Annotated in this window: 10 protein-coding genes and 1 pseudogene; 6 read left to right on the top strand and 5 right to left on the bottom strand. The window is 43.9% G+C overall.

Annotated elements, in window-relative coordinates:
* Positions 1–29 precede the first annotated feature (29 nt).
* The 4 genes from ACTNDS_RS03140 to ACTNDS_RS03125 all read right to left on the bottom strand — a co-directional run bounded on the left by ACTNDS_RS03140 (position 30) and on the right by ACTNDS_RS03125 (position 6,373).
* Positions 30–1,316 carry an aminotransferase gene (locus ACTNDS_RS03140; RefSeq protein WP_441033565.1) on the bottom strand — a complete coding sequence of 429 codons (1,287 nt, stop codon included), beginning with the start codon at positions 1,314–1,316 and terminating at the stop codon, positions 30–32.
* A 145-nt stretch (positions 1,317–1,461) separates the two neighbouring features.
* Positions 1,462–1,614, bottom strand: coding sequence for a Nif11-like leader peptide family natural product precursor (locus tag ACTNDS_RS03135; RefSeq protein WP_441033562.1), 153 nt, complete (start codon positions 1,612–1,614; stop codon positions 1,462–1,464).
* 573 nt (positions 1,615–2,187) lie between these two features.
* A complete protein-coding gene (locus ACTNDS_RS03130) occupies positions 2,188–2,310 on the bottom strand; it encodes a hypothetical protein (RefSeq protein WP_441033559.1) in 123 nt (40 codons plus the stop codon).
* A 151-nt stretch (positions 2,311–2,461) separates the two neighbouring features.
* The gene (locus ACTNDS_RS03125; RefSeq protein WP_441033556.1) at positions 2,462–6,373 is read right to left on the bottom strand and encodes an InlB B-repeat-containing protein; all 3,912 of its coding nucleotides are present in this window, start codon (positions 6,371–6,373) and stop codon (positions 2,462–2,464) included.
* Between the two features lie 642 nt (positions 6,374–7,015).
* Here ACTNDS_RS03125 and ACTNDS_RS03120 point away from each other — a divergent pair.
* The 5 genes and pseudogenes from ACTNDS_RS03120 (at position 7,016) to ACTNDS_RS03100 (ending at position 11,627) form a co-directional block, all read left to right on the top strand.
* Positions 7,016–8,346, top strand: a pseudogene (locus tag ACTNDS_RS03120) (transposase).
* A gap of 175 nt (positions 8,347–8,521) precedes the next feature.
* Positions 8,522–9,268, top strand: a complete 747-nt coding sequence (locus ACTNDS_RS03115; RefSeq protein WP_441033553.1) for an SDR family NAD(P)-dependent oxidoreductase — start codon at positions 8,522–8,524, stop codon at positions 9,266–9,268.
* A gap of 24 nt (positions 9,269–9,292) precedes the next feature.
* Complete coding sequence (trxA, locus tag ACTNDS_RS03110) at positions 9,293–9,598, top strand: thioredoxin (protein WP_118718022.1); 306 nt, start codon at positions 9,293–9,295, stop codon at positions 9,596–9,598.
* Between the two features lie 12 nt (positions 9,599–9,610).
* Complete coding sequence (locus ACTNDS_RS03105) at positions 9,611–9,931, top strand: rhodanese-like domain-containing protein (protein WP_441033550.1); 321 nt, start codon at positions 9,611–9,613, stop codon at positions 9,929–9,931.
* A gap of 1 nt (position 9,932) precedes the next feature.
* Complete coding sequence (locus ACTNDS_RS03100) at positions 9,933–11,627, top strand: FAD-dependent oxidoreductase (protein ID WP_441033859.1); 1,695 nt, start codon at positions 9,933–9,935, stop codon at positions 11,625–11,627.
* A gap of 48 nt (positions 11,628–11,675) precedes the next feature.
* Here ACTNDS_RS03100 and ACTNDS_RS03095 read toward each other — a convergent pair whose 3' ends face one another.
* The gene (locus ACTNDS_RS03095) at positions 11,676–12,335 is read right to left on the bottom strand and encodes a Crp/Fnr family transcriptional regulator (protein WP_441033547.1); all 660 of its coding nucleotides are present in this window, start codon (positions 12,333–12,335) and stop codon (positions 11,676–11,678) included.
* Positions 12,336–12,470: 135 nt separating this feature from the next.
* On the opposite strand from ACTNDS_RS03095, the gene ACTNDS_RS03090 reads away from it, so the two are divergent.
* Positions 12,471–13,241, top strand: a complete 771-nt coding sequence (locus tag ACTNDS_RS03090; RefSeq protein WP_235254956.1) for a NifB/NifX family molybdenum-iron cluster-binding protein — start codon at positions 12,471–12,473, stop codon at positions 13,239–13,241.
* Positions 13,242–13,307: the final 66 nt, after the last annotated feature.

Genomic DNA, 13,307 nt, shown 5'->3' with positions numbered 1-13,307 from the left:
TTTATCGTTATCGTAGTTTTTTATTCAGTTCAGGCATTCTCCAGAAGCTTTTCCACACTTGTAAGTTTTACACAGAGTACAAATACTTCTGCTGCTTTTCCAAGCTCTTCCGGAGTCGGGAAGCTTGGCGCAATACGAATATTGGAATCTTTTGGATCCTTGCCGTATGGATAAGTTGCACCTGCTCCTGTAAGGACAACTCCTGCTTCCTTTGCTTTGGCAACAATAGCCTTTGCACATCCCTCCATGGAGTCAAAAGAGATGAAATATCCACCGTGAGGCTTTGTCCACTCACCGATTCCCAGTCCTCCAAGTTCTCTGTCCAGAGTATCCAGAACCATTTCAAATTTCGGACGGAGAATATCTGCATGTTTTCTCATGTGCGCATGAAGTCCCTCCAGATTCTTGAAGAATCTTACGTGACGAAGCTGGTTTAATTTGTCATGTCCGATGGTCTGAATCTGCATATACTTGCGGAAATCCTCCAGGTTTGCCTTAGATGCTGCTACAGCTGCAATTCCGGAGCCCGGGAAGCTTACCTTGGATGTAGAAGTAAATTTATATACCAGATCAGGGTTTCCGGCTTTTGCACATGCTTCCAGGATTTCTACCAGGAAGTCCTGTTTGTCATCATAGAGATGATGGATGCTGTACGCGTTATCCCAGTAAATACGGAAGTCCAAAGCTGCAGGTTTCAGATGAGCAAAGCGGTCTACTGTCTCTGCAGAGTAGGTGTAGCCCTGTGGATTGGAATATTTCGGCACACACCAGATTCCCTTGATAGCAGGATCTTCGCTGACAAGCTTTTCTACCATATCCATATCAGGTCCCTGTGGAGTCATTGGTACATTGATCATCTCAATTCCGAAGAATTCTGTGATTTTGAAATGACGGTCATAACCTGGCACAGGACAGAGGAATTTTACCTTGTCCAGTTTGCACCATGGAGTATTTCCCATTACTCCCTGTGTCATAGAACGGGCAATACTGTCAAACATTACGTTTAAGCTGGAGTTTCCGTAAATAATAATATGCTCCGGGTCTACCTCAGACATTTCTCCAAGGAGGCGCTTTGCTTCCGGGATTCCATCGATAACACCATAGTTACGGCAGTCTACACCTGTTTCACATTTCAGATTTGAATCGCTGTTTAATACGCTCATCATTTCCATGGAAAGATCCAGCTGAGCTGCAGATGGTTTTCCACGGGACATATCCAGGGTCAGCCCCTGTGCTTTGATGTCTGCGAATTCTTTTTCCAACTGAGCTTTCAGAGTGAGAAGTTCTTCTTTGGTCATGTCACTGTATTTCTTCATAATATCCTCCTTGACGTCCTCATGTGCAATCCGTGAGGGATGTGATCTGTACTTATTCCTTCATTTTAAATCTTTTACATTTTAGTATGGTAAAGTTAAGGTTGTCAAGTGTTTTCATGAATTGTTTACAGCTTCCACGCATCCTTTACCGCATCATCGATCCCATAAAGCTCACTGTGAACCCAGCAGACTGCATAATCTCATACACTTCTTCCAATGTCTCTGCCTTTGTAAGCTTTTCCTGAACTTCCGGCATTTCCTTCACCTTTAAAATAGCCTGTTTTAAGTTTTCATTCATGTTTTTTTCCTCCATTTTCTTATTTATTTGAAAGGATATCTCCTTACAATACTGTTTTTTCTGCACGATTGTACAGGTATAAAAACCTTAGATTTTTTGCCTTTCAACCAATTCAGAAAAGAAACCTCCTGCTTTACTCAAAGACTGGTAGGTACCATCTTCAATAATACGCCCTTTATCCAAAACAATAATCCGATCACATTCTTTGATTGTGGACAATCGATGTGCAATCACAATTCTTGTACTTTTTAAGTTTTTCAAAGAATCAGAAATTCTAAATACCAGCACAAACTATTACCCATGTATACTTATTGTTATATAGATTCATATGAAGCAGATGCATTAACTGATGGTCCCTCTGATTTTGAAAAAATTCAATTAGATTTTCCTCAACTAAGAGAATATCTTGATAAGCTCTTTGAGGATAAGGCTGCCATTCCAGCGCGTCAGTATAACTTTTACATTATAATCAGGACCAAAATATGTTGTCTCCAACAGGACCTTGTCAATACAATAAAAAGCTTCTCATTTACTTCATTTTCCGGGAAATCATGCCAATTTACGGATAAATCTTTAAAAGTCGGAATAAAACACTCTATGTTTTATCCTCATATCTGAGAATATCCATAGACCCCACGGATAACCATTAGCATCCAACATTTTTTCCAAATCAAATCTTATTTCAAGTTCTTCCATTTATGCTTCCGCCTTTATTCAGAAAAAACCGATGGTATGACCTGAACAGTCAATACCATCGGTTTTACTTTTCATTCAATGAAATTTAATAATACACAGCATCCCTGTACAGGAATCATACCGGTTTCTCTTACACTCTCAGAGAAAAAGATCATTTTACCACGACCTTCTTTACACCGGACCAGGGACTGAAGACCTTCTTACCGTCTTCACTGGTACGGTTCCAGGAGTGGAGACCTGCATAATAGGTTCCGGGAGTTACATTCTTAAAGGTAACTGTCACCGTATTTCCATTCTTTACTTTCTTTACAAGTGTTCCGTAATTTACAGGACGCTTCTCCTCATTTACTTTTTTGTATTCTTTTCCAAGTACGATATCATATCCTTCTGCATCACTGCATACTGTATATGTCACTGTCACAGTCTGTTTCGATACTTTTACATTTTTAATCTTCGGTGTCTCCGGAGTTACTGCATCCACCTGGAACTCTTTCAATTCTGACCACGGTCCGAAGACTTTCTTTCCGTCAGCTCCCCGTATCCATGCGTGGCAGGCAGCATAATAAGTACCTTTTTCCACATACTGCATCAGAGTCTCGGTACCCAGTTTATTTTTGCTGATTTTATAATACTCTCTGGTCTTGAGCATATCCGCAGACGTTCCGATGACATAATCATAACCGGCGGCTCCCGCTGCTTCCCCTGTAAGTAAGATCGTTATCTTATTTCCAGCTGCGTTTACAAAGTCGACCCATGCCTTCGCCGGACTGAGGTATGTTCCCGCATGGTCCTGTACAGAACCGTCTGTATTATGGACCGTGCCGTCCGGCTTATAAACGGTTCCATCCGGTGCTGTCACCACATTGTCTTTATCTATTACCGGTCTGTTTCCTTCTTCATCCGGCTCAATTCTGATACCGTCCGGAAGAACGATGGTTCCGTCAGGCAGGATCACTGTACCATTCGGTGTCTCAAAGCTTCCATCCGGTTTTGCCTTTGTTCCGTCAGGATATTCCTGTGGAACTATCTTTAAGAAAGATGCAGAAATGGTATGATTGCTTCTGACATCTTCAAAAGTATAGGAAGACCGGGCTCCCACACTCTTTCCATCTACCAGTACATCCGCGATCTCATAACCGCTGTCAGGAGTGATAGTGAAGGTCTTATCCAACCACTCCCGGATGCTACAGCTTCCTGACGGAGTGATCGTTCCGCCTGTACCTGCAGAAGCAGTAATCGTATAATAACTGTAAACAGGCACTAAATACCATCTTGCATACAGAGTAGTATCATTCTGAACTGTACTATTATCAAAATCCCATTTGCTGTTTTCAGTAAAATTGCTGTCACTGTACCATCCAGCAAAGGTATAACCATTTTTCGTAAGAACAGTGCCACCTGTCAGCGGGTCTAAAACTTTCCCGTCCTTTACGACAACCTGTGACGAAAGGTTCTGTCCATTATCTGTGTTGAAATCAACAGAATAAAACTGCAGCGAAGAACTTGTCTGTTCTACACTGTCCGCATAGTTACCTACTCCTTTTGCCTTAACCTTAACTGTGTAGATTCCTTTCTCTTGGATGTTAAAGGTCCAGGTATACTCTGATTCATTTGCAGTTACATTTGCATTTACATCCACAGCATTGTTAAACGCAGTATCACCTTTATACAACTGCACGGAATATCCACTTGCGTTATCTACACTTTCCCATGTAACAGTCGCTTGACCGGGTGTACTGCTGTTCCATGTAAGATTCTTCGGTGAACCAAGCTGCTTAGGAGTCACCGTAAATTTAGCAGTGAAACTATCACTTACACTATTACTATCAGAAACTGCTGAAACTGTAATTGGATTATTATATATATCCGCATCAAGTCCTAGTATCGGCTGAACGCTGAAAGATGCAAAATCACCTGGTTTCAGATTATCATTTTCATTAAATCCTGATTTCCATGCAAATTCATAATTGCCACTTGACGGAAACCCTACTTTAACCGTCTTCTCACCAATATTAGTAACTTTGATTTCTTGCGCAGCTGGAACTGAGGCATAACCATAAGTTTCTTTACCAAAATTTAACACCGTAGAGTCAGTTTCTGAACCAACAGAGGTGAGTTCGATCTCATACTTTGCTTTTATATTGATTACAATGTTTCCGGTTATTAATCCTCTGGGGATTATCAATTCTGCTTTGGTTTTATCATAAGTATATCCATTCGAATTTGAAGGATCAGCTTTTGTAATTGTACTATCAGCAATTTTAACCAAAATACTATCGGATAAAACATACCCAGCATTAGCCTTCAACTTTATTGAATAAGGTTGAGCATAATCATTCTTAATACCAAATTCATCTTTCGCTGCTTGATTGTTTTCAAAAACAATGTTATTACTACCTGTTATCTTTACACGAAAACTTAAACTAACACTGGATCCAACTGCGTTACCTGTAATCGAACCACCCCCACGCAAATCAATAGTACCATGACCTCTAATGGTTCCGTTATTTTCGATGGTTCCGTTATTTTCGATGGTTCCATTATTTGTGATGGTTCCATTATTTTCGATGGTTCCATAATATGTTAGCGTATCATTTGAAGGAGTAGTGCTATTCCCTATAATAAGGCTCTTCCCTGAAGATACCTTAATTCCACCTGTTTGACATCTAATAACAGCCATACCTGTGACAGCAGTCAAATTGCCAATATCAGCAACGCCTGATTTGAAACTATTTGCTGTTACAATACCGCCATTAATTACTATTTTATTTACATCATTATTGCCCCATCCATTGCCAATTCCAGCTCCTCCGTCTCCGTTATTAGGAAAGAAACAACCAGCATTTGCCCTAACTGTTCCTCCTGTAATACTAATGTCTCCTCCGGCTCCACTGATACCGCCTCCGATTCCGGCTCCATAAGCACCACCTGTCGCAGTTACTGTTCCTCCTTCAATTTTAATGGTTCCTCCGGCTCCATTGATGCCGCCTCCGATTCCGGCTCCAGTGGAGCCGCCTGTCGCAATTACTGTTCCTCCTGTAATATAAATATTTCCTCCGGTTCCATTGTTACCGCCTCCGATTCCGGCTCCATTGTCACCGCCTATAGCAGTTACTGTTCCTCCATTAATTCTAATATTTCCTACGGCTTTATCCTGACCACCTCCGATTCCGGCTCCATTGTAACCACCTGTCGCTTGAAGGCTGTCATTTTCTCCACCGATAATATTCAATGTTCCTTCCACCTGTAATCCAGCACATGTCATACCTGATTGTAATACATTTTTACCTTCCAGTGTCAGATTAACAATAGCTCCAGTCTCAATCAGAAATGCACTAGTACCCTCATAGGGCTGCTGAATATTTACATCATCAAGTATAATATTAACAGTATTACCACCCTCTACCACAATATGATCTACGTTCGTTGTACCGGATATCTTAATCTTCTCTTTTCCCGTATCATTAATTGTCAGAGTATGGGTAGCCTCATTATACACATAGAGCTTTGTATTCTCATCACTCTGAGTTACAGTAAGTTCACCACTCTCCCCAGCACCAGCAGCATTAACCATCCCATTAAAATAATCAAACAGTTCGTCAAAAGCATCCATTCCTGTGAGCTGAGATTTTTCTTCCTCTGCCAGAGTCTCATAAGCCTCATATGCATTCTGGAGTTCTTCATATACTTTCTCCTGCTCTTCAAAGCTCATTTCACTGACTTCTTCTGATGATGGCAGGGCATCTATCAGGTTCTGTACACTTTGTACGGTGATCTCCTCTTCCCCGTCCTGTAATGCTCCTTCATTATCTGCCGTGTCATTGTCTGTAAACAATGTCTCCGCACTTTCCACCGAAGCATCATTATCGGAAAATGTTACTTCCGGATCCTCCTCCGGAGTAACTCCGTTTCCTGTCTCCGGTGATGTAAATTCTGCCGCACTTACTGTAAGTCCGCCATTCGTAATTTTACTGGATAATGCCCCTCCGTCCAGCGGCAGCACGCCTGCCACCACAGCAATTGCAGTAGTAAGGGATAATATTTTCCTGAATTTTCTTCTCATATAATTTACCTCCTTATCCTGTTTTTCTGCGTATTTCCATACAGTAATATGCATCACTTTGTACCTGTATCCATTGTAAAATTTCCGGTAAGTATTGTCAACAAAAACAGATTCACATTTCTTATTCTTTGAACATCCCGTCCAGCCATAAAGCAGGAATCTACAAAAAAGACAGTTCCGCACAAAAATAAGACGAGTATAAAGTATGTACGGTTATTTGCTCCTTTGTATTCTTCTGCCTGAATATCCTTGCAGATTTCAGATTATCCCTGGATGTCTGTATACGGTAGAGTACCAGATCTTTTTTCGTACCTGTTTCCTATTTATGCTGCATCATACAGGATCACTCCCATGATACCAGCTGACAGTTTTTAGTTCCTTTATCTGTTGTTATAGTATGGCATCTCCAAAAATCGTCTTCTCTGTTACCTTTTTAATGACCTGATCTACAAAAGTCCTGTGATCCATGATATTTCTCCTCTCAATCTTTTTTATTCCTAGGCGTTTGCGAAACGCCACAACACCGCATAAATACGGCATTTTTTGTTACCTAAAAACAAATAACTCCTCACTGGACATGGTATAATAGAGTTGACTAAAAACTATAAACCTACATCCAAGAAAGGAGTTATTCTGATACTTATGATACCATATAAACAGCTTTCTTTGGCAGATATTTTTTCAGATTGCCATGAAAAATTTGAAAATGACAAACCTGCTTTTCTTTCTCTATTAGAAACACATATCGATATTGATGAGTTAATTCCGATTTCTTTTAGAAATCATTTCTATGCATCGACAGGCAGAACCCGTAAATACCCTTTGCAAGCTTTTCTGTGGGCTTTGATTATTCAGCGTATTTTTTCTATCCTACGGATCAGCTTCTCCTGACTTTTCTCGCTTACCCAAAATCACTTCGGGAATTCTGCGGTTTTATTAAAGTCCCTGACGCTTCCAAAATCACCCGATTCAAACAGGATTTTTTAGATGACCTCCAGCTTGTTTTCGATAACCTTGTTGATGTTACCGAGCCTATCTGTCAAGCGATTGACTCTGCAAAAGCGGATATGACCATCTTTGATTCTTCCGGCATCGAAGCATTTGTTACCGAAAATAATCCCAAGTATGCTAACAGGATCATCAAGCAGTTCTATATCAATGGGCATTTTTGCTATGTCTTCAAGTTCAGTATTGTCACCAACGGACTGGGCATCATCCGCCACATATCTTTTTATAACAAAAACTTTATGGCTTCACATCCTGATATCGTTGTCGAAAAGAAATCTGATTCCCCTGACGAAGATAAATGTGTTCATGATTCAAAGCTTTTAATCCCGACACGGAAGGACTTCTTTTCCAAGCATCCTTTGATTAATCCAAAAACCTTCCTGGGTGATGCTGCTTTCGATACCGCACAGCTCTATAAGAGCCTTCTTACCGGTGACACTTTTGGTAATGACAAACATTTCTCGAAAGCTTATATTCCGCTGAATGCAAGATCCGGACTTGAAAATCTGGATTATTCCATCAATGAAGATGGTATTCCGTGTTGTCCTCATGATCCTTCTTTACAAATGAAATACGAAGGCACTTCCAAACTTCGCAGTGGAGTAACAAGATATAAATTTGTCTGTCCAAAAATGAAATGGATTTATGATAAATCAACTCAAAAAGCCCATCGTCATTGTTTCTGTGACAACCCTTGTACCTCTTCTAAATGTGGGCGGATGGTCTACATCTACCCAGAAAAGAATCTTCGTGCTTATCCCGGAACGATCCGCGGCACCGAAGAATGGGATGATACCTATAAAATCAGAACTGTTGTCGAAAGGGATATCAACCACATCAAAGACAGTCTCTGTCTTGCAGGACGCCGAACCCAAAATGAGAAGACTCTGCATGCTGATCTGATTCTTGCCGGTATCACCCAACTTATTACTGTTGTTCTCCGGTCAAATCCTCCAACTTGGTGATAAAGTTCGTGAGTATCTCCTTGGTATCATTTTTAATCGGAGCGTGACTTTGACTTTTTATTTATGCACGGGCATGATTTTTCTATCATTCCTTCTTGGAAAAATGTGATTTTATCACGGAGAGCACCTCCGAAACAGGTTATACTACAAATACAAAACACAAGGAGGTATTCTTATGAGACTGAAAGATAAAGTTGCAATCATCACCGGAGGCAGCCGTGGCATTGGCTACGCCACCGCAGACAAATTTTTGAAGGAAGGCGCCAGGGTAATCCTGACCGCAAGCTCACAAGGTTCTGCTGACAAAGCGGTTGCGCAGCTGAAAGAAAAGTACCCTGATGCAACAGTTGCGGGAATCAGTCCCAATCTGTCCAGCTTAGAGTCTGTCCGCACTGCGTTCCGGGAGGCTGCCTCAAAATACGGTTGCATTGATATTCTGGTGAACAATGCCGGTGTATCCGAAAGCACTCCCTTTACCGAATATACGGAGGAAACCTTTGATAAGGTTATGGATCTGAATGTAAAAGGCGTGTTCAATGCCACAAGAGCCGCCAGTGAGTGCATGATTGCAAAAGGTCAAGGTGTTATTCTCTCCACCTCCTCAATGGTCAGCATTTACGGCCAGCCCAGTGGCTTTGCTTATCCCGCATCCAAATTCGCTGTCAATGGCCTGACGGTTTCCCTGGCCCGGGAATTGGGTCCGAAGGGGATTCGAGTGAATGCGGTCGCTCCCGGTATTACCCTGACCGATATGATGAAAGCTGTTCCCAAGGAAGTAATTGATCCGCTCATCAAGCAGATCCCTCTGCGCCGCCTGGGTCAGCCGGAGGATATTGCCAATGCATTTGTGTTCCTGGCATCTGACGAAGCATCCTATATCACAGGTGTTGTGCTCAGTGTAGACGGAATGGCTAGAACATAAAAAAGGAAACAGGAGGACTTAAATATGTCTGCTATCAGTGTTAATAAAAACAATTTCAATCAAGAGGTTTTGAACTCGGACAAGCCCGTCCTGATGGATTTCTGGGCTCCCTGGTGTGGTCCTTGCCGCATGGTAGTTCCTCTGGTAGAGGAGATTGCCAAGGAGCGCTCCGATATCAAGGTTGTTAAAATTAATGTGGATGAGGAACAGGAACTGGCTATGCAGTTCGGTGTGATGAGCATACCCACTCTGGTGGTTATGAAGAACGGAAAGATTGTCAATCAAGTCACCGGTGCCAGACCTAAGGCTCAGATTCTCGCCATGCTGTAAGGAGGTGCAAAGATGAGATTCTTCGATTTCCTGAAAGGCCCTGACATCAATCAGGGTGTCAAAGAATATAGCACTACGGATGGCGCAGTCCTGCTGGATGTTCGCACCCCCGACGAATACCGGCAGGGGCATATCCCCGGCAGTAAAAATGTTCCTTTGCAGTCCATTGACAAAGTGGCTGGCATGAGTGACAATAAAGCTACCCCCATCTTTGTACACTGTCTCAGTGGTGCAAGAAGCCGCCAGGCAGCTGCTGTTTTGCAGCAGCTGGGTTATACCAACGTGAAAAACATAGGCGGAATTTCCGCTTATGCAGGAAAGGTGGAACGATAATATGAAAGTTGTCATTGTAGGCGGTGTGGCAGGCGGTGCTACCGCTGCCGCCCGTATTCGCAGACTGAATGAGCAGGCAGAAATCGTAGTTTTTGAGCGCTCGGGGTATATCTCCTATGCCAACTGTGGTCTGCCATACTATATCGGTGATGTGATTACCGATCGGTCGGATCTGACCCTCCAGACCCCGGAAAGCTTCTTCTCCCGGTTCCGTGTGAACATGAAGGTGCGCCATGAGGTCACAGCGATTCATCCTGAAGAAAAAACCGTTTCCGTGAAAAATCTGGAAACCGGTGAGGAGTTTGAGGAGAGCTATGACAAGCTGATTCTCTCTCCCGGAGCCAAGCCTACCCAGCCCCGGCTTCCCGGTGTAGGTCTTGATAAGCTGTTTACCCTGCGCACTGTTGAAGATACCTTCTGCATCAAGGATTACATCAATACAAACCATCCCAAATCCGCTGTACTGGCAGGTGGTGGCTTCATTGGATTGGAGCTGGCAGAAAACCTGCGAGAGCTGGGGATGGATGTCACCATTGTCCAGCGTCCAAAACAGCTTATGAATCCCTTTGATGCCGATATGGCTTCTTTCATCCATAATGAAATGCGCAAGCACGGTGTAAAGCTGGCACTTGGTCATACCGTAGAAGGGTTTGAGGAAAGGGACGGCGGCGTGGATGTGCTGCTGAAAGACGAACAGCCTCTCCATGCGGATATGGTAATCCTGGCCATTGGTGTTTCTCCCGAAACCACCCTTGCAAAGGATGCCGGGTTGGAACTGGGCATTAAAGGAAGTATTGTGGTCAATGACCGAATGGAAACCTCCATTTCCGACATCTATGCCGTGGGCGATGCGGTGCAGGTGAAGCACTTCGTCACCGGGCAGGATGCTCTGATTTCTTTGGCTGGCCCTGCCAATAAACAGGGACGAATCGCTGCGGACAACATCTGTGGCGGAGACAGCCATTATACCGGCTCCCAAGGCAGCAGTGTCATCAAGATCTTCGGCATGACTGCCGCTACTACCGGCGTAAATGAGACCAACGCCAGAAAAACAGGGCTGGATGTTGATACGGTTATCCTGTCGCCCATGAGCCATGCAGGTTACTACCCCGGCGGGAAAGTCATGACAATGAAGGTGGTCTTTGAAAAGGCGACTTATCGCCTGCTGGGTGCGCAGATCGTAGGCTATGAAGGTGTGGATAAGCGCATTGATGTGCTGGCCACCGCTATCCGGGCAGGAATGAAAGCCACGGAACTGAAGGATCTGGATCTGGCCTACGCACCGCCTTATTCCTCTGCGAAAGACCCGGTAAATATGGCTGGCTTTATGGTTGAGAATATCGCAAACGGTGTTCTGAAACAATGGCATCTGGAAGATGCAGATCGTCTTCCTCGTGACGGAAGCGTAACTCTGTTGGACACCCGCACTGTGGAAGAATTCGCACACGGACACATTGACGGCTTCTTTAACATCCCGGTGGACGAGCTGCGGGAGCGGCTGGGTGAGCTGGACAAGCGTAAGCCTGTCTACGTCATCTGTCAGAGCGGTCTGCGCAGCTACATTGCCTGTCGTATCCTGGCCGGAAACGGCTTTGACTGCTATAACTTCTCCGGCGGCTTCCGGTTCTATGATGCTGTGACCAATGATCGCTGTCTCATTGAATCGGCTACGGCCTGCGGAATGGATCGAGCATAAAATCAGGACATCTGCTTGCAACTAATAGCAAGCAGATGTCCTTTTTGCTTAATCATTTTGCAATTGTTCCAGTCTGATTTTGTCTGTAACCTCCACTGTTCCACGAGTTAGCCTGACCATACCCTCGTTCTGGAAATAGCGAAGCATTCGGGTAACTACCTCACGGGCGGTGCCCATGTGGCCCGCAATGGTTTCATGGGTAATCTTGAGGATGTTTGTTTCCTCTAAGCTGCATTCCTCCAGCAGAAATTCTGCCAGCCTTTTATCAAAGCTTTTCCACATGATCTGCTCCATGAGCCAAATAACCTCAGAAAAACGGGTAGCCATAATTTCGTTGGTAAAATTAGCTACCACAGCAGACTCTTTCATAATGCGCTGATAAGTGTCAGCAGAAATAACCCACATCGTGGTATCCTTCTGCGCCTCAATGGTGATCTCAAACTGAATGCTGTTCATCATACAGGAGGCGGAAAACAGGCAAATATCCCGATCAAACAAACGATAGAGGCTAATCTCCCGTCCTTCATCGGAAAGAATATAAGCACGAAGCTGTCCGCTTCTTACCAGCAGAAGACCGGTACACTCTACAGTTCCGTTGTGAATCACAGTCCCTTTGTCCACTTTTCGTAAAACTGCATTTCGCTCCAAAATCTGCTGCTGGGTCGGTGTCAGTTTGTTCCAAATTGGAAAATAGGATGAAAAATCCATGGGTACACCTCCTTGAATACACATAGTATAAAATAAATTATGGCATATGTCAATAATTCCGTTGACATATAGGAAAAGGAGATGTACAATGGTCGTATAAATGGCATATGCCGCAAATAATATGGAGGTGAATCTATGCCAAGACCGAGAAAATGCAGAAAAGTTTGTTGTTTGCCGGATAATGATGGTTTTGTTCCGGTTCGTGGCGGCGAGGAGCTGACTCCCATTGTCCTGAATGTGGATGAGTATGAATCCATTCGCCTGATTGACCGTGAAGGTTTTTCTCAGGAGCAATGCGGAGAATATATGCGTATTGCCAGAACAACGGTTCAGCAGATTTATGCAGCTGCCCGCAAAAAACTGGCCGATGCGCTGGTTGAGGGACTTCCTCTGCGAATCGAAGGAGGGGATTTTACACTCTGCAGCGGAAACAGCGCAGCCTACGGGTGCAAAAATTGCTATCAGCAAAAAATCCATCCGATGCACGAAAAACCGAAAGGAGATAATATTATGAGAATTGCAGTCACTTATGAAAACGGAGAAATCTTTCAGCACTTCGGTCACACCGAACAGTTTAAAATCTACGATGTGGAAGATGGAAAAATCATTTCGTCTGAGGTTGTGGATGCTGGCGGCAGCGGACATGGTGCACTGGCAGGCGTCCTGAGTGCACTGAAGGTGGATGCCCTGATCTGCGGCGGTATTGGCGGCGGTGCCCAGATGGCACTGAGCGATGTGGGTATCCGGCTTTATGGTGGTGTTTCCGGCAACGCTGATGCAGCAGCAGAAGCACTGGCAGCAGGCGAGCTGGACTTCAACCCCAATGTCCGGTGTGATCATCACGACCACCATGGGGAAGGTCACTCTTGCGGTTCCCACGGCTGCGGCCATCACTCCTGCGACTGAAATAGGTGATTAAGTCACGGAATATGTGTCGTGATTTGATAAAATATAGATAAAGGAGGCGGTAAA

The organism is Blautia sp. HCP3S3_C12 (genome assembly GCF_052064155.1).
Taxonomy (GTDB): domain Bacteria; phylum Bacillota; class Clostridia; order Lachnospirales; family Lachnospiraceae; genus Blautia_A.
This window is presented reverse-complemented; position numbering and strand designations above follow the sequence as displayed.